This is a genomic window from Paraburkholderia sp. Clong3 (assembly GCF_050436485.1).
In the GTDB taxonomy this organism is placed as follows: Bacteria; Pseudomonadota; Gammaproteobacteria; order Burkholderiales; family Burkholderiaceae; genus Paraburkholderia; species Paraburkholderia tuberum.
The window spans coordinates 232308-250161 of the sequence record NZ_JBNDMH010000003.1; the positions used below are offsets into that span (position 1 = coordinate 232308).

Here is a 17854-nt window from a genome sequence, read left to right on the forward strand (position 1 = left end):
GAACCGCAAAGAGGGGAAAGGGCCGTCAACTCGAGAATCTTTCCTCGCTACGGACATTCGCTATACGTTCGCGACTCGTCACTGACCGTCCGGATTGACCCACATCGGATGATGGCCCGCTTGCGATGATCCGCCCATCGACGACCCATAGCCGGACGTGTCGCCTTGGCCCTTCGCCTTCATCGCGGAGACGCGTGCCTCGGCCGCCTGGATGTCCGCGGGATACTGGGCATCGAGCACGATGGCCGGGTTATAGCCAATCTGTTCGAGTTGCTGCACCTCTGCCTTGACTTCGGCCCGCGTGATCGGCTGTTCCGATTGCGCGAACGACGCGACCGGCGCAGCGATCAGGGCCGTAAGCGCAACTGCCTGGATAAGCGATTTCATGATGTTTCCCTCCGTAGTTGTCTATCCGGCACCGCAGCGATACCGGTGCCATAAGCGCAGTCTAGAGGGGGGTGAACTTGGGGAAAACCACTAGCCGACTAATTCAGTATTGCAAAGAACGGGTAGTCGGCGAGCTGTAATCTCGCCGTCGCGGATTCTCGTAAAACAGCGCAAAAGCGGCCGTCAATCTGGTCACACACCTTTGCGCACATCGACGCGATAACTCGTGATTTGCCGATAAGTATCTCCGGGTCGCGCGATCACTTCGTTCTGCCCGGTCATATTGACCTCGTTCGGGAAACCGCCCGCCTCGAGGCACAAGCCGGCGTGCCGTTGATAGCGGACACCGCCGCGTCCCGGGTTGCCGTTCAACGCGTTGCCCGTGTAAAACTGCAAGCCCCGCTGATCGGTCGCGACGGTCAGTTCGCGTCCGCTGCCCGGATCGTATGCACAGGCGACGTCGCGCAGCGGCGGCGCGTGGCCGTCGTTGCCCTGCATCGCGTTTGCCGGCGCCTCGCGCAGCACATAGCAATGATCGAAGCCGCCGGCGCGCGCGAGTTGCGCGTGCGGCCAGTCGAGCCGGCCGCCGATCGGCGCGCTCTGCCGGAAGTCGAATGCGTTGCCCGCGACGTCGGCGAGCTTGCACGGAATCATCGTCGCGTCGACTTCGAAAAAGCGCTCGGCGTCGATCGACAGCACGTGGCCGCGAATGTCGGTGCCCGCGCGCCCGGTCAGGTTGAAGTAGGGATGGCTCGTCAGATTGAGCGGCGTCGGCGCGTCGGTGATCGCTTCGTAGCCGATCGTCAGCGTGCCGTCGTCGTCGAGCGAATAGCGTACTTGCACCGTCACGTTGCCCGGAAAACCGGCATCGCCTTCGGGCGACTCGAGCCGCATCAGCAACGCGCCGTCGTCCTCGGCGACCTCCCACAACGCCCGATGAAAACCGACCGTGCCGCCGTGCAGCAGATTCGGACCTTCGTTGCGATCGAGCGTGTACTCGATGCCGTCGAGCGAAAAGCGCGCGCCCGCAATGCGATTCGCCCAGCGGCCGATCAGTCCGCCCATGTAGGTCGAGGCCGCCACGTATTCGGCGGGCGTGTCGTGACCGAGCAGAATATCGCCGAGACGTCCGGTGCGATCCGGTGCGTGCCACGAAACCAGCGTCGCGCCGAGGTCGCTGATGGCGACTTTCATGCCCTGCGCGTTGCGCAACGTGTAAAGCCGTACGCGATCGCCGCCCTGCAGCGTGCCCCACGGCTCGGAAGAGAGTTGTGCGATGCTGATCATGTGGTCAGTGCGAAGAAAAAAATAGAAAGCATGCTCAGCCAGCGGTTTTGGTCTTCGGGCCCACGCGCTCCTGGTATTCGCGCGGCGTGCAGCCGAGTTCGCGGCGAAATACCGCGTACATGTATTGCAGCGACGTGAAGCCGCAACGGATCGCGACTTCCGCGCTCGACGCATCGCGTTTCGCGAGCAGCGACTTCGCGACGTCGAGCTTGTGGCGCAGGATCTCCTGATGCACGGTGCACTGACGCTCGCGCCGGAAATACTCTTCGAGCGACGAACGCGATACGCCCACATAGTCGGCCACCTGCTCGGTGCGGATGCCCTGGCACGCGTACTGGCGAATGAAATGGCGGGCGCGCATCACGTAAGGACTCGCGAGCGGCTGATGCCGCGTCGATTCGAGGACGTTGATGCCGACCGGCGGCACCAGAATGCGGCGCCCCGGAAAGCGCGCGCCGTGCAGCATCTGATGCAGGATGTGCGCGGCGGTACGGCCCATTTCCTCGGTGCCCTGGATCACCGACGACAGCGGAATGCGCGTCAGCGTCCGCGTGAGCGGATCGTTGTCGATGCCGATGATCGCGACTTCCTCGGGCACCGGAATGCCCGCGATCAGACATGCCTGCAGCAAATGCCGTGCACGCGCGTCGGTCACCGCGATGATGCCGACCGGCTTCGGCAGTTGCCGCAGCCACGCGGTCAGCTGTTCGATGGCCTGGTTCCAGGACGGCGCGCTCGTCGACAGACCGCGATAGATCTCGCTATCGATCTGCGCCGCGCTGCGTCCGTTGGCGCTGCGCAGATGCGCGAAGGCGAGTTCGCGCTGTTGCGCCCAACGGTTTTCCTGCGCCTGCGGCAGGCTGTACAGCGCGAAGTTTTCGAGGCCCGCGCCGATCAGGTGCGTGTACGCGAGCGACACGAGCTTGCTGTTGTCGGTCGCGATATAGGGTAAATCCGGGGGGTATTGCGTCGGGTCCTCGTACGACGAACCGACCGCGACCACCGGCAGTGGACAGTCGCGCAGGGCTTCGTCGACGGCGGGATCGTCGAAGTCGGCGATGATGCCGTCGCCGTCGAAGCGCTGGATACCCGCGAGCCGGCAGCGGAAGTCTTCTTCGAGGAACAGATCCCATGCGACGCGCGTCGACTGCAGGTAGTTGCCGATGCCGGTGATGATCTCGCGATCGTAGACCTTGTTCGCGTTGAACAGCAGCGCGATGCGATGGGTTGTCTGAGGTGCTTGTGGACGGGTCATGGTAGTGAGCGGCGGGTGGATCGATCGACCACGCGCCTTTGTCTCCATTGTGTCGGGTGCCTGGGAGCAACCCCGTTTTTAAGCGTCTGGTTATTCTAGGCGCCGAATCGCGCGACGGCAGTAAACAAACGCGCGGGCGGTAAGAAACATCAAGCGCGCTGCGCAATTTCGCAATTGCCGGCACATCGTGCAAGCGGCAGCATGGCGTCACTTTGTCGGCCTGCGCGGCTTCTCGCGTGGGTTGCAACGCAGCATACATTGGAGACGCCGATGTCCTACTTCGAACACATTCCGGAAATTCGTTACGAAGGTCCGCAATCGGACAACCCGCTCGCGTACCGTCACTACGACAGAACGAGGAAAGTACTCGGCAAGACGCTCGGGGAACATCTGCGTATCGCCGTCTGCTACTGGCATACCTTCGTATGGCCCGGCATCGATATCTTCGGTCAGGGCGCGTTCCGGCGGCCGTGGCAGCAACCCGGCGACGCAATGGAGCGGGCGCAGCAAAAGGCCGACGCCGCGTTCGAATTCTTCTCGAAGCTCGGCACGCCGTACTACACGTTCCACGATACCGACGTCGCGCCGGAAGGCGCGAGCGTGAAGGAATACAGCGAGAACTTCCTGCGCGTGTCCGACTACCTCGCGCGCAAGCAGCAGGATACCGGTGTCAAATTGCTGTGGGGCACCGCGAATCTGTTTTCGCATCCGCGTTACGCGGCCGGCGCCGCGACCAATCCGAATCCGGAGGTTTTCGCCTTTGCGGCGACCCAGGTGCGTCATGCGCTCGACGCGACGCTGCGCCTCGGCGGTGAAAACTACGTATTGTGGGGTGGCCGCGAAGGCTACGACACGCTGCTGAACACCGACCTCGTGCGCGAGCGCGAGCAGTTCGCGCGCTTCCTGCACATGGTGGTCGAACACAAGCACCGGATCGGTTTCAAGGGCGCGCTGCTGATCGAGCCGAAGCCGCAGGAGCCGACCAAGCATCAATACGACTACGACGTCGCGACCGTGCACGGCTTCCTGCTGCAGCACGGCCTCGACAAGGAGATTCGCGTCAACATCGAGGCGAATCACGCGACGCTCGCGGGGCACTCGTTCCATCACGAGATTGCGACCGCATTTGCGCTCGGCATCTTCGGTAGCGTCGATGCGAATCGCGGCGATCCGCAAAATGGCTGGGACACCGACCAATTTCCCAACAGCGTCGAGGAACTCACGCTGGCCTTCTACGAAATCCTGCGCCACGGCGGTTTCACGAGCGGCGGCATGAACTTCGATGCGAAGGTGCGGCGCCAGAGTGTCGATGCGGAAGACCTGTTTTATGGCCACGTCGGCGCGATTGACAACCTCGCGCTCGGCCTCGAACGCGCCGCGGTGTTGGTCGAAAACGAGCGCCTCGAGCAGTTCAAGCGGCAACGCTACGGGGGCTGGGATGGCGAGTTCGGCCGCAAGATCCTGTCCGGCGGCTACTCGCTGTCGACGCTTGCGGCGGACACGCTGGCGCGCGATCTGAATCCGCGGCATGTGAGCGGGCAACAGGAACACATGGAAAACATCGTAAATCAGGCGATTTATAGCGGACGTTGAATAAAGATCGCGCGGCCACGTCGACCGCGCGCACCAGCAAGCTGTGGGTTGTCGCTTGTCCGAGTCTGCGGCTCGCAGCGCAGACCGATACGTCCGGTATTCCGGCTATCACTACACAAAGGAGACATCAATGAAATTCGCAATGCGTCGTAACGTCCTGAGTTCGCTGTTGTGCGGCGCGGTACTCGCCAGCCTGTCGCTCGCCGCGCCGCTCGCGCACGCCAGCAAGGCTCATCCGGAAATCGGCTTCTGTATCGACGATCTGCGCGTCGAGCGCTGGTCGCGCGATCGCGACTATTTCGTCGCCGCGGCGGAAAAGCTCGGCGCGAAGGTGTCGGTGCAATCGGCCGATGCGAGCGAAGAGCGTCAGATCTCGCAGATCGAAAACCTGATCTCGCGCGGCGTCGACGTGATCGTGATCGTGCCGTTCAACTCGAAGACGCTCGGCAACGTCGTGGCCGAAGCACGCAAAGCGGGCATCAAGGTCGTGTCGTATGACCGCCTGATTCTCGACGCCGATATCGACGCCTATATCTCGTTCGACAACGAGAAGGTCGGCGAGATGCAGGCGCAGGGCGTCTATGACGTGCGACCGAAGGGCAACTACTTCCTGCTCGGCGGCGCGCCGACCGACAACAATGCGAAGATGCTGCGCCAGGGCCAACTGAAGGTGCTGCAACCGGCGATCGACAAGGGTGACATCAAGGTGGTCGGCCAGCAGTGGGTGCCGGAGTGGAGCGCATCGACCGCGCTGCGCATCATGGAAGACGCGCTGACCGCGAACAACAACAAGATCGACGCAGTCGTCGCGTCGAATGACGGCACCGCTGGCGGCGCGATCCAGGCGCTCGCCGCGCAGGGCCTCGCCGGCAAGGTACCGATCTCGGGTCAGGATGCCGACCTCGCTGCCGTGAAGCGCGTGGCGGCCGGCACGCAGACGATGACGGTCTACAAGCCGCTGAAGCTGATCGCGAGCGAAGCGGCGAAGCTGTCGGTCGCGCTTGCCAAGGGTGACAAGCCGGCGTTCAACGCGCAATACGACAACGGCAAGAAGAAGGTCGATACGGTGCTGCTGCAGCCGACCAAGCTGACCAAGGCGAACCTCGACACCGTCGTGAAGGACGGCTTCTACACGCAAGAGCAACTCGCGAGCAAATAACACGAAGACGGGCTATGTGAACGCCACGCTCCCGGGTCATCGCGCCCGGGAGCGTGATCGAACATTGGCCCAACTTGCAGCGAGGCATAGCGAATGACGCAACCTGTTCTGACGATGCGCGGCATCGTCAAAGCTTTTTCCGGCGTGAAGGCGCTCGACGGCATCGATCTGACCGTATCGCCGGGCGAATGCGTGGGCCTGTGCGGCGAAAACGGCGCGGGCAAATCGACGCTGATGAAGGTGTTGTCCGGCGTGTATCCGCACGGTACGTGGGATGGCGAAATAACCTGGGAAGGCGAGACCCTGAAGGCCGCGAGCGTACGCGACACCGAACGCGCGGGCATCATCATCATTCACCAGGAACTGATGCTCGTGCCGGAGTTGTCGGTCGCGGAAAACATCTTTCTCGGCAACGAAATCACGCTGCCCGGCGGCCGCATGAACTACGCGGCGATGTATCAGCGTGCCGACGAACTGTTGCGCGAACTCGGCATCAGCGGCATCAACGCCGCGCAGCCCGTGATGAACTACGGGGGCGGCCATCAGCAACTGATCGAAATCGCGAAGGCGCTGAACAAGCGCGCGAAGCTGCTGATCCTCGATGAACCGTCGTCGTCGCTGACCGCCTCCGAAATCGCGATTCTGCTCGATATCGTGCGCGATCTGAAACGGCGCGGCATTGCCTGCGTGTACATTTCGCACAAGCTCGACGAAGTCGCGGCCGTCTGCGACACGATCAGCGTGATTCGCGACGGCCGCCATGTCGCGACCGAGCCTATGCACGCCCTGACGACCGAGCGGATCATCTCGCTGATGGTCGGCCGAGAGATCAAGAACCTGTTTCCGCGCGAGCCGCATCCGATCGGCGACGTGATCTTCGAAGCGCGCAACGTGACCTGTTTCGACGTGACGAATCCGCGCCGCAAGCGCGTGGACGACGTGTCGTTCTCGTTGCGGCGCGGCGAAATTCTCGGTGTCGCCGGGCTCGTCGGCGCGGGCCGCACCGAACTGATGCAGGCGATTTTCGGCGCGTATGCAGGCATCAGCGAGGCGCACGTCGTGCTCGACGGCAAGCCGCTGAAAATTCGCGCGCCGATCGACGCGATTCGCGCCGGCATCGCGATGGTGCCCGAGGATCGCAAACGCCACGGCATCGTGCCGGGCATGAGCGTCGGCCATAACATCACGCTTGCGGTGTTGCAGCGTTTCGCGTCGGGCGGACGTATCGATTCCGCGGCCGAACTCGACACGATTCAGACGGAAATGAAGCGGCTTTCCGTGCGCGCCGCGAATCCGATGTTATCGATTGCAAGTCTGTCGGGCGGCAATCAGCAGAAGGCCGTGCTCACGCGCATGCTGCTGACCAACCCGACCGTGCTGATTCTCGACGAACCGACACGCGGCGTCGACGTCGGCGCCAAATACGAGATCTACAAGCTGATCTTCCAGCTGGCGCAGCGCGGTATGTCGATCGTGATGGTGTCGTCCGAATTGCCGGAAGTGCTCGGCATCAGCGACCGAGTGCTCGTGATCGGCGAAGGCGAGTTGCGCGGCGACTTCATCAACGACGGTCTCACGCAGGAAGACATTCTCGGCGCCGCGATCCGCCCCGTGCACCTATCTTCGAACCCAACCGCAGCGAGTGCCGCATGACTCCCGAAGTAACTTCCCAACGCACCGACAACGCCGCGCCGCGAGGCGCATTCGGCGGCACGCAACGGATCCAGCAACTGTTCGCGCGCTACAAGATTCTCGCGCTGCTGATCGCCGTCGCCGTGATCTGGATTTTCTTTTCGGCGCTCACGCACGGCGCGTTCGTCACGCCGCGCAACCTGTCGAATCTGCTGCGGCAGATGTCGATTACCGGCATGCTCGCGTGCGGCATGGTGTTCGTGATCATCGCCGGTGAAATCGATCTGTCGGTCGGTTCGCTGCTCGGTTTGCTCGGCGGCGTTGCCGCGATTCTCGACGTGAACCGGCACTGGCCGATCGGCGTGACGATTCCGGTCGTGTTGCTGCTCGGCATCGCGGTCGGCGTGTTCAACGGCTGGTGGTCGACGTATCGGCGCGTGCCGTCGTTTATCGTCGGGCTCGGCGGCATGCTCGCGTATCGCGGCATTCTGCTCGGCATTACCGGAGGGTCGACGATCGCGCCGGTGTCGGACAGCTTCGTGTTCGTCGGCCAGGGCTATCTGCCGCGGCTCGCCGGCGACACGCTCGCCGTCGTGCTGTTCCTGCTGCTGGCATTCCTGACGATCCGCCAGCGCGCGAATCGGCAGCGTTATCAGTTGCGCGTCGTGCCGTTCTGGCAGGACGTCGCGAAGGTGATCGGCGCAGGCGCGATTCTCGCCGGCTTCATCGCGATGCTCGACAGTTACGGCGGCATTCCGGTGCCGGTGTTGCTGCTGCTCGCGCTGCTCGGCGTCTTCACGTGGATCGCGACGCAGACCGTGTTCGGACGCCGCATCTACGCGGTCGGCTCGAACCTCGAAGCGACGCGGCTGTCGGGTGTCAACACCGACCGCGTGAAGCTCGCGATCTTCGCGCTGATGGGGCTGATGTGCGCGTTTGCCGGCATCGTCAACACGGCGCGGCTCGCGGCCGGTTCGCCGTCGGCGGGCTCGATGGGCGAACTCGATGCGATCGCCGCGTGCTTTATCGGCGGCACCTCGATGCGCGGCGGCTCCGGCACCGTGTATGGCGCGCTGATCGGCGCGCTCGTCATGGCGAGCCTCGACAACGGCATGTCCATGCTCGACGTCGACGCGTACTGGCAGATGATCGTGAAGGGCGGCATCCTCGTGCTGGCCGTGTGGATCGACGTGGTGTCGGGTTCGAACCGCCGTTGATCCGGTCGCATGATCGCCTGATTGAATCAAGCGCAGGGTTCGCGGTGTGCCGGCGGTGACTTACGCCGGCACACCGCCGCCTCTGCGCGGACGCAGTTAATGAAACACCCCACGACTTTCCCCCGCCGCTTTCAGTCCCCGCCTTCCCACGCCGCACGGCCGCTCGAGGTTCACGCGCGCATTTAAGTCTCACGCTCGCCGATTCGTCTTATTACCATTCGCAGACAAAGACGGGTGCATCGGCGCTGTCGCCGCTTTCCTACCATCGAGCCAGCCGAGCGAGCCATGCCATGTTGACGCGCAGAACCTTTCTGCTTGGCGGCGCCAGTGTGCTGGGCGGGCTGCTGGTCGGCTGGGCCGTGGTGCCGCCGCGCCAGCGCCTGATGACGTCGACGCCGCTGCCGACGCAAGGCACTCAGGTTGGGCTAAACGGCTGGGTCAAGATCGACGCCGACAACCGCGTGACGATCATGGTGCCGAAGGCCGAAATGGGGCAGGGCATCCATACGGGGCTTGCGATGCTGCTCGCCGAGGAGCTCGACGCCGACTGGCCGCAGGTGAAAGTCGAAGAGGCGCCGATCGACCGGATCTACAACGCGGTGCAGAGCATCGTCGACGATCTGCCGTTTCGCCCCGACGACGACAGCTACATCCGCCGCGGCACCGTGTGGATCACGAGCAAGGCAGTGCGTGAGATCGGCACGATGATGACGGGCGGCTCCTCGAGCATGAACGATCTCTGGACGCCGATGCGCGAGGCCGGCGCGTCGGCGCGTGTGATGCTGATCGAGGCGGCGGCCGAGCGCTGGGACGTGCCGGTCCGCGAATGCCGCGCGGAAAAGGGCTACGTGCTGCACCCGTGGGGGCACAAGGCGACGTTCGGCGAGTTGTCGTCGATGGCCGCGCGCCAGCCGCTGCCGCGCAGCGTCGTCCTGAAGCAGCCGGCCGACTTCAGGCTGATCGGCCAGCCCGTGCGGCGCATCGAAGCCGCGTCGAAAATCGACGGTGTGGCGCGCTTCGGCATCGACGTGTTGCCCGACGGTTTGGTCTATGCAAGCGTCGTGATGTGTCCGACGCTCGGCGGCACGGTCGCGCATTTCGACGCGACGCCCGCGCAAAAGATACGGGGCTTCATCAAGGCGTTCGCCGTGCCGCCGTACGCGGGCGGCACCGGCGGCGTGGCCGTGATCGCGGACAACGCGTTTCGCGCGATGAGCGCGGTCGAGGCGATCAACGTGACCTGGCATGACGGCGCAGCCGCGAAGGTGTCGAGCGCGGCGGTGGACTGCCGCCTCGTCGAGGCGCTCGACCATACGGACGGTCACGTGTATTACCACGTCGGCAACGTCGACAACGCGATGAGTCGCGCGGCGCGCACGATCGAAGCGGTCTATCACGCACCCTATCTCGCGCATGGCGCGGTCGAGCCGCTGAACTGCACGGTGCAGGTCGCGGACGGCGCAGCGACCGTCTGGGTGTCGACGCAGGTGCCGCGGCTCGCGCGGCATCATGCGGCGAAAGTGCTCGGCCTCGACGTCGATCTCGTCGATTTACAGACGCAGTTGTTGGGCGGCGCGTTCGGCCGGCGCCTCGAACTCGATTTCGTCGCGCAGGCCGCGGCGATCGCGCGCGAGGCCGATGGCCGTCCGGTGCAAACCATCTGGTCGCGCGCGCAGGACTTCACGCACGACTTCTACCGGCCCGCATGCGCGGCATGGCTTCAGGCCGGCTTCGACGAGCACGGCACGCTGGTCGCCTGGCACGCGAAGTCGGCGGGTCAGGCGATCGTGCCGGATGCGCTCGCGCGTTACTACGGCGTGCCGCACATCCCGATCGACAAGACCACCTGCGAAGGCGCGTTCGATCAGGCGTACGAGTGGCCGGCCGCGCGCGTGTCGCACAAGATAGTCGAATTGCCGGTGCCGATCGGCTTCTGGCGCTCGGTCGGCCACTCGCATCAGGCCTTCTTCACCGAGAGCTTCACCGACGAAGCCGCCGCCGCGGCCGGCCAGGACCCGATCGCGTTTCGCGCGATGCTGCTCGCGCAGCATCCGCGTCATCTGGCGGTCCTGAAGCGTGTCGAGAAGTTGTCCGACTGGGGGCGTCCGCTAAAACCCGCCGCCGATGGCGCGCGTTGCGCTCGTGGCGTCGCGTTGCACGAGGCGTTCGGCAGCGTGGTCGCGCAGGTCGCGGAGGTGTCGATCGGCGCGAACCGGCAGATTCGCGTGCATCGGGTGGTGTGCGTGATCGATTGCGGCTTGCCGGTGAATCCGAACCTGATCCGTCAGCAGATGGAAGGCGGCATCGTGTTCGGGCTGTCGAGCGCGTTGCAGAACGAGATCACGATCGTCAACGGCCAGGTGCAGCAGAAGAACTTCGTGGACTTTCCGGTCGTGCGGATGAACGGGTGCCCTGCGATCGAGGTCGACATCATGCCGAGCCAGCTGCACCCGCAAGGTGTCGGCGAGCCGGGCGTGCCGCCGATCGCGCCGGCGGTGGGCAATGCGGTGTTCGCACTGACGGGGCAGCGTTTGCGGACGTTGCCGTTGCGGCTTGCATGACGGACGGTGGATGAGCAAAAGCTTGCGGTGTAGCGCGGCGACTCAGGAGGCAAGCATGGCGGTACTGAATATCAACGGACGCAAGGTGAAGGTCGATGCCGATCCGGACATGCCGCTGCTATGGGTGCTGCGCTGCGATCTCGGCATGACCGGCACCAAGTTCGGCTGCGGCGTGGGCATCTGCGGCGCGTGCACGATCAATCTCGACGATGCCGCGTGCTTCGCGTGCCAGACGTTGATGTCGAGCCTGCATACGCAGAAGATCACGACGATCGAGGGTTTGCAGGGACGCGAGGCGCAGGTGCTGAAGGCCGCGTGGATCGAACTCGATGTGGTGCAGTGCGGCTATTGCCAGAGCGCGCAATTGATGGCGGCATGCGCGTTGCTGAAGCACAAGCCCGATCCGACCGATGCCGACATCGACGAGGCGATGACGCCGGTGGTGTGCCGTTGCGGCACGTATCCGCGGGTACGGGCGGCGATACATCAGGCGGCGGCGAAAGTGCGGAACAGCTAGGGCCTGTTCACGCTAATAACGGGCTTGCGAACGTGCCTTTGCGCGCGTAGTGCAAGGAGAGAGGAGCGCCGTTTGGCCGAGCCAAACAAGCGACGACCGACGCCGCAATACGGGCGGAAAGGCACGTTCCCCTGTATTAAAAAAACCTTCAAGGGGCTGGCCGCCAGAAGGGCCGATCGCCGCGTCATGCTCCTTGCGAATACGTCGAGTATTCGTTGCGTCGCAATCCTTGCGCTCGGCCCTTCTGGCGGCCAGCGCAAGCCCGTTATTAGCGTGAACAGGCCCTAGCCACTCTTTCGGTCCGCCGCCCGCCCAACTCAATTCGCCAACATTTCGACCACCGCAACCACTGCGGTGAAGATACCGATGCATCCGCCCAACGTGACTACACCCTGCATGAATGGCGACATACGAGACTCCGTAGCGTGAAGTGGTGTCACGTATTTAACCGAAAATGAAAGCAAAAAGAAAGATTGTCAAAAATAAATCGTAAGACGGCCGATCAAGGCGCTTTCGCAGTTGCGGCCGTCGACGCTCCCGACTTCGCGGACGGCTTGGCCGCGACAGGTGTTGCCTTCAGTTGCGGCCGCGTTTCACCCGGCGTGCTTTGCCCGCCAACTTCCCACCCGCCGCCCAGCGACAGGAACAGATTGACCTGATCGATCGCCACCTGGCCCTCCGCCGCCGCGAGCTGCGACTTCGTGGCCGTCAGCGTGCGCGTCGCGTCGAGATCGGAGATGTACGACTCGCGCCCGGCGCGATATAGCCGATGCGTTTCATCCGCCGATTGCGCCGCCGACTTCAGCGCCGCGCGCAGCGATTCGGCGCGCGCGTAATCGGACGCGTAGGTCGCGAGGTTGGTCTCGGTTTCGCGCAGCGCGGTCAGCACCACGCCGTCGAACTTCGCGAGCGCGACCTGGCTCGACGCTTCGGCTTCGTGGACCCGTTGGCGCGCGCCATTGGTCGGGAAGGTCCAGCTGATCAGCGGACCGAAGGCCCAACGCGCCGTCGGCGAGGTGGGAATGTCTTCCAGAATGCCGGTGAAGCCCGCCGACGCGCCAATGCTGATGCTCGGATAGAGCGCCCCGGTCGCGACGCCGATGCGCGCCGTCGACGCCGCGAGCTGACGCTCGGCTTCGTGCACGTCCGGGCGTCGCCGCAGCAGCCCGGCGCCGTCGCCGATCGGAATCGGCTGGTGGATTTGCGGCAGCCGGTCGCAGGCGAGCACGGCCGGCGGCAATTGCGACGGTGCCTCGGCGAGCAGCATCGCGAGCCGGTATTGTGCGATCTTGCGGCGCGCGGTGTAGCGCGGAATGTCGGCCGTCAGAGTCTCGACCTGAGTCTGGCCGCTCGTGACCGCGGTCTGGTTTCCGCGTCCCGCGTCGCGCAGACGGCGCGACACGTCCACGCGCTCCTTCTGTAGCGCGAGCGATTGCTGCGCGACGCGCAGCTCCTCGGCCGCCGAGCATTGTTCGACGTACGAGCGCACCACGTCCGCGACGACAGTGATGCGCGCGAGGTCGCCCGCGGCTTCCACGGCCTCGGTGTCTGCCGCCGCCGCTTCGACGCCGCGGCGCAGCTTGCCGAACAGGTCGATTTCGTACGAGACGTTGATGCCCATGTCACCCAGGTTGGCGACCGGCAGTTTCTCGAAGAGCAGGTATTGCTCGGCCGATTCCTGCGCGCGCTGGATCGCCACCGACGCGTTGCCCGAAAAACCGCCCTGCGCTTGCGCTATGCCCAGCACCTCGCGCGAGCGCGCGAGATTCGCGGTCGCGACGCGCAGGTCGGTATTCGATTTCAACGCCTGGTCGACCAGACCGTTCAGCACCGGATCGTCGTACAGCTTCCACCAGACGGTCGGCAGATTGAGGGTTGACGTCAGCTTGGGATCGGCGCCCTCGATCGCGCCGTTCGCGAGCGGGGCATTGACGAGCGCCTGTTTCGGCAGCGTGTAGTTCGGCCCGACGTTGATGCAGCCGTTCAGCGCGACGGTGAGCGGCAATAACGGCAGCAGTGGCAGCAGCGGCAAGCGCGGCGCCAGCGAGGACAAGGTACGCACGAACTTCATTGCGACGCGCCCGACGGTGCGGTGCCCGACCCAGCGGACCCGGACGCCACCGATGAACCCGGCGCCACCGGCGCAGCCGAAGCGGCGACCGTGCCAGATGCGCCACCCGTGCCCGACACGGCTCGTCTCCTGAGCGGCGACAGGTCACGCACCGACACCGTCGCGGTACGCCCCGCAATCAGGCGGAAATCAGCGGGCACTTCATCGAGCGCGACCCGCACCGGAATGCGCTGCGCGAGCCGCACCCAGCTGAACGCCGGGTTCACGTTCGGCAGCAGATTGGCGCTTTGCGTGCGGTCGCGGTCTTCGATACCGGCGACGATGCTCTGCACGTGCCCGCGCAGCGGCTTCGGCTCGCCCATCACGATGATGTCGACCGGCTGGCCGATGTCGATGCCGCGCAGCTTGGTTTCCTCGAAGTAGCCGTCGACGCGGAACGAATGCATGTCGACCACCGCGACCACCGCGCGACCGGCCGCGACGAATTCGCCGACGTGCGGCGCGCGGTCGTTCAGATAGCCGTCTACCGGGCTTTTGATCGTCGAGCGCTCGAGGTTCAGCTTCGCGGTGTCGATCGCGACGTTCGCGTCGGCGAGCGCGGCTTCGCCCGCCTCGACGCGCGAGCGGCTTTCTTCGAGTACTTCGGCGGCGACGAGGTTGCCGAGCTGACGATTGCGCGCGTATTCGCGGCGCGCCTGATCGAGCGTCGCGCGGCGCTGCTGCGCCGTTGCCTCGGCCTGACGCAATGCGAGCGTGTAGCGCGCCTGATCGATCCTGAACAGCACCTGGCCTTGCTTGACCTGCTGGTTGTCCGTGACCTCGACCGACGAAATCAGTCCCGACACGTCGGGCGCGACCTGGATCACGTCGGCGCGTACGCGCCCGTCGCGGGTCCACGGCGCGAACATGTAGTAGTTGACGAGTTTCCACAGCACGAATGCTGCGACCACTACGACGATCAGGGTCAGCAGGATCTGACCGACGGAGAACCAGGTTTTTTTCACGTTATTAGTCTGTGCGAAACGACGACGACAAGGCCCAGCACCAGCACATAGACGCCGAGATCGAAGATGGTGCGATGCCAGACGAAGCGGTAAAAGCCGGTGTAATCGAGCGCGGTGCGAATGCCGAGGTTGATCAGATACGCGATCAACATCAGCACCAGCACGGACGGTACGAACACGCCGAAGATATCGATTTCACCGATCATCGCGGGAACTGGGAAAAGGGAGGGCGGGGTGCGCAAGCGGGCGCAAGCAGGGGCGCAAGAATGGGTGCATCACGCGGCGGCCTCCGGTTCGGTCGGCGTTGGTTTCGTGAGGGTCGCCGGAAACAGCGAAAGACGCAAGCCGACCAGCGCGTGCAGCGCATCGCGCAACTGACGCGCCGAGGTCTGCGAGGTCTCGGTCGGCGCCGCGGCATTGGCGAGCCCCTGCGCGGTGACGCGCGCGACGGCCACGTCGATCAACGACATCAGGCTGTCCGGCACCGGAACGCGGTGGCGTCGATCGATGCAGCTCTCGTAGTATGTACGCACTCCATCGAGAACATGGTCGATCGCGCCGGCCGCTTCGCCGCCGAGCTTGCGTGTGAGGCGGCGCAGGTCCAGCGCGTTGAACCCGATGCGCAGATCGCGGAAGCTCTCGATCGACGGATGGCGGTAGTCGTCGGTGGCCGCGAGGCGCGGGATCAATTGCATCAGCCGATCGAGCATGCGCGCGGCGAGATTGCGCGGGTCTTCGATCGGCCGCGTCGACGCGCTCAGCGCGACGTCGGCCCAGCTCGAGCGCAACAGGCGCGCCGCGGCCAGCTCGGCGCCGAATGGGCGCGTTGCGCGGGTCCACAGGTATGCATAGAGCAGGCCGGAGAGGCCCGCGAGGTTGGCGTTCAGGAACGTCAGGAAGTTCGCGTCGTACGCGTCCTGAATGCTGATGAAGGTGGCCGTGTTCACCGCGACCAGCACCGTCACCATGTTGAACTGCGGGCGCGGAATCAGCGTGCCGACCAGAATGAACGGCGCGGCGAACAGGATCACCAGCATCGCGAAGTCGTGCACCTGCGGCAGCACGACGAACAGATAGAGACCCGCGGCCACGACGGCGACGCCAGTCGCGAGGAAGAAGCGGAACACGAACGGCGCGGGTTCGTCGAGCGCGGCGAAGAAGCAGCAGGCGACCGCCGCGAGCGTGACCGCGCTCGCGCCGTCGTTCCAGCCCGAGCCGATCCACAGCGCGCACGCGAGCACCACAGCCGCGGCCGCCGACACGGTCGCGAACAGCATCATGCCGCGATCGTAGAAGCGCTCGGTGCCGCCGAGTCGCCAGTGACGGAAATGCGGCCGCCACGAACCTTCCTCGCGCGTGATGATGATGCGCAGCGAGCGGCAGTCTTGCCACACGTCGATTACTTGCGCGAGGCGCCATAGTGCATTCGACAGCAGCGCGCCGTCCCAATGCGTGAGCGCGGCGGCGGGCGGGTGCATCGCGGCGATGCGCGCGCGCAGCGCGTTGGCGGTCTCGTCCGCGTGATAGCCCTCGTTCGGCGCGGGCAGCGGTTGGTTGAACCACTTGATGACGTCGTCGATCAGCGTCTGGAGTCCTTCGGGCCAGTGTTGCGGGCCGTTGTTGTAGAGCGCGAGCAGCGGATCGGCGAGCGACGACATGATCGGCAGCAGCAGTTGCATGCGGCCACGTAGTTCATGCGCGCGCGCGAGGACGTCGGGCCGCGTGTGATCGTAGGCGAGCTGGCTCAGCAGCAGTTCGAGACCGTTGATCGTGCTCGCGAGTCGTTGCCGAGCGCCGGAAATCGCCGAGCTTGCGATGCGGCCCGACAGCGTTTCGGTCGCGTAGAACGCGGCGTCGCGAAACCATGCGTCGGTGCGCTCGATGATGGTCGGCGCGAGCCGGCTCGGAAACACCGCGCTGCCGACGATGCTCGCGCAGACGATGCCGAGAATGATCTCTTCGGTCCGGCTCACGGCGAGATCGAAGACGCCGGTCGGATTCGTCACCGACGGCAGCGCGATGATCGGCATCGTATAGGCGGCCAGCATGAACACGTAGCTGCGCGCGGTGCGGTCGGACACCGCGAGGTAGAGCATCGTGCCGGTCCACGTCGCGACGATCACGCTGAACAGGTACGGCGATTCGACGAACGGCGGCACCAGCAGCACCGCGCCCGACGCGCCGAGCGCAGTGCCCAGCGCACGATAGATCGCCTTCGAGCGGGTCGCGCCGACGAACGGGTTCGACACGATGTAGACGGTCGCCATCGCCCAGTACGGCCGCGGCAGTTGGAACGCGAGGCCGATGTAAAGCGCGAGCATGGCCGCGGCGAACGTTTTGACGGAAAACAGCCAGTCGCGGAGAGTGGGATAGACCATAAACCGTTACGCGGAATCGGCGTTGTGCGGCGCGGTGGCTCGCGCGCCGCTCTTGGTGGACTTGCGCGCCTTGGCGGTGCTGCGTGATTTGCCGGCCGTTTTGGCAGCGCTTTTGCCGCTCGTCCGTTTGACCTTGCTGGCAAGCGCCTCGCCTTTGGCGGGCTCGCGCTTCGCCGACGAGGTGCGCTTCGTCGCCTCGTGCCTGACCGATTCCGGGCGCACGGGCTGCGCGCGTTCCTGACGCGCGTCGCGCTCGACGCTTCCCGGTTCGGCGCGTCCGGCGGCATCGGCCGTGAATGCGTCGAGCACGCGCAGGGCGGCTTCGAGATCGTCGCGCGATACGCCTTTGAGCGCCTGCGCGCGCAACGTGACCAGCTCCTCCTCCATCTTCGCGGTGACGGCGCGGCCTTCGTCGGTCAGTACGACGGTCTTCGCGCGGCGGTCTTCGGGATCTTCGTCGCGGCGCATCAGGCCGGCCGCGCACAACTGGTCGAGCAGCCGCACGAGGGACGGCCCCTCGATGCCGATGTGATCGGCAAGCGTGACCTGACGCACCGCCGAGCCGAGCCGGCTCGCGGTCAGCAGCGGCGTCGCGCACGCTTCGGATACGTTGAAGGCCGCGAGCACACCATGACTCGTGCGCCGCCACTTTCTGGCGGCGACGACCAGCGTGCTGCTGACGGTGCGGCGCAGGGCATCGAGATTCGACATGGCCGGTATTGTATTTCCAAAATATTCGTTAGCAAACTATTGAATTGGAAATCGTGGCCGAACCGGAGGAGTCTGCGGCGTG

General features: G+C 64.9%; 14 protein-coding genes. 6 read left to right on the forward strand and 8 right to left on the reverse strand.

Going from position 1 to position 17854, the window contains the following annotated elements; translation table 11 throughout:
- Positions 1–78 precede the first annotated feature (78 nt).
- The 3 genes from OKW30_RS24545 to OKW30_RS24555 all read right to left on the reverse strand — a co-directional run bounded on the left by OKW30_RS24545 (position 79) and on the right by OKW30_RS24555 (position 2929).
- Complete coding sequence (locus tag OKW30_RS24545; RefSeq protein WP_184072160.1) at positions 79–387, reverse strand: DUF4148 domain-containing protein; 309 nt, start codon at positions 385–387, stop codon at positions 79–81.
- Positions 388–579: 192 nt separating this feature from the next.
- Positions 580–1674 (reverse strand): aldose epimerase family protein, encoded by a 1095-nt coding sequence (locus OKW30_RS24550; protein WP_429347865.1) that lies wholly within the window; start codon positions 1672–1674, stop codon positions 580–582.
- Positions 1675–1708: 34 nt separating this feature from the next.
- Positions 1709–2929, reverse strand: a complete 1221-nt coding sequence (locus tag OKW30_RS24555; RefSeq protein WP_429292045.1) for a XylR family transcriptional regulator — start codon at positions 2927–2929, stop codon at positions 1709–1711.
- A 270-nt stretch (positions 2930–3199) separates the two neighbouring features.
- On the opposite strand from OKW30_RS24555, the gene xylA reads away from it, so the two are divergent.
- The 6 genes from xylA (at position 3200) to OKW30_RS24585 (ending at position 11608) form a co-directional block, all read left to right on the forward strand.
- Positions 3200–4522 carry a xylose isomerase gene (gene xylA / locus OKW30_RS24560; RefSeq protein WP_429347866.1) on the forward strand — a complete coding sequence of 441 codons (1323 nt, stop codon included), beginning with the start codon at positions 3200–3202 and terminating at the stop codon, positions 4520–4522.
- A gap of 130 nt (positions 4523–4652) precedes the next feature.
- A complete protein-coding gene (xylF, locus tag OKW30_RS24565; RefSeq protein ID WP_184072156.1) occupies positions 4653–5681 on the forward strand; it encodes a D-xylose ABC transporter substrate-binding protein in 1029 nt (342 codons plus the stop codon).
- A 93-nt stretch (positions 5682–5774) separates the two neighbouring features.
- A complete protein-coding gene (gene xylG, locus OKW30_RS24570; RefSeq protein WP_429347867.1) occupies positions 5775–7334 on the forward strand; it encodes a D-xylose ABC transporter ATP-binding protein in 1560 nt (519 codons plus the stop codon).
- Positions 7331–8530, forward strand: a complete 1200-nt coding sequence (locus tag OKW30_RS24575) for a sugar ABC transporter permease (RefSeq protein WP_184072154.1) — start codon at positions 7331–7333, stop codon at positions 8528–8530. The genes xylG and OKW30_RS24575 overlap by 4 nt, the downstream gene beginning before the upstream one ends.
- Before the next feature lie 290 nt (positions 8531–8820).
- Positions 8821–11091 (forward strand): molybdopterin cofactor-binding domain-containing protein, encoded by a 2271-nt coding sequence (locus OKW30_RS24580; protein ID WP_429347868.1) that lies wholly within the window; start codon positions 8821–8823, stop codon positions 11089–11091.
- Between the two features lie 55 nt (positions 11092–11146).
- On the forward strand, positions 11147–11608 hold the full coding sequence (locus tag OKW30_RS24585) for a (2Fe-2S)-binding protein (protein WP_429347869.1): 462 nt from the start codon (positions 11147–11149) through the stop codon (positions 11606–11608).
- 502 nt (positions 11609–12110) lie between these two features.
- Here the strand turns inward: OKW30_RS24585 and OKW30_RS24590 are convergent.
- From OKW30_RS24590 to OKW30_RS24610, 5 genes are all read right to left on the reverse strand, one after another.
- Entirely contained in the window at positions 12111–13679 is a 1569-nt protein-coding gene (locus OKW30_RS24590; protein WP_429347870.1) for an efflux transporter outer membrane subunit, read from the reverse strand.
- Positions 13676–14683 (reverse strand): efflux RND transporter periplasmic adaptor subunit, encoded by a 1008-nt coding sequence (locus tag OKW30_RS24595; RefSeq protein WP_184072150.1) that lies wholly within the window; start codon positions 14681–14683, stop codon positions 13676–13678. The genes OKW30_RS24590 and OKW30_RS24595 overlap by 4 nt, the downstream gene beginning before the upstream one ends.
- On the reverse strand, positions 14680–14889 hold the full coding sequence (locus OKW30_RS24600) for a DUF1656 domain-containing protein (protein ID WP_184011511.1): 210 nt from the start codon (positions 14887–14889) through the stop codon (positions 14680–14682). The genes OKW30_RS24595 and OKW30_RS24600 overlap by 4 nt, the downstream gene beginning before the upstream one ends.
- A 69-nt stretch (positions 14890–14958) precedes the next feature.
- The gene (locus tag OKW30_RS24605; protein WP_429347871.1) at positions 14959–17061 is read right to left on the reverse strand and encodes an FUSC family protein; all 2103 of its coding nucleotides are present in this window, start codon (positions 17059–17061) and stop codon (positions 14959–14961) included.
- A gap of 6 nt (positions 17062–17067) precedes the next feature.
- Positions 17068–17772, reverse strand: coding sequence for a MarR family winged helix-turn-helix transcriptional regulator (locus OKW30_RS24610; protein ID WP_184072148.1), 705 nt, complete (start codon positions 17770–17772; stop codon positions 17068–17070).
- Positions 17773–17854 lie beyond the last annotated feature (82 nt).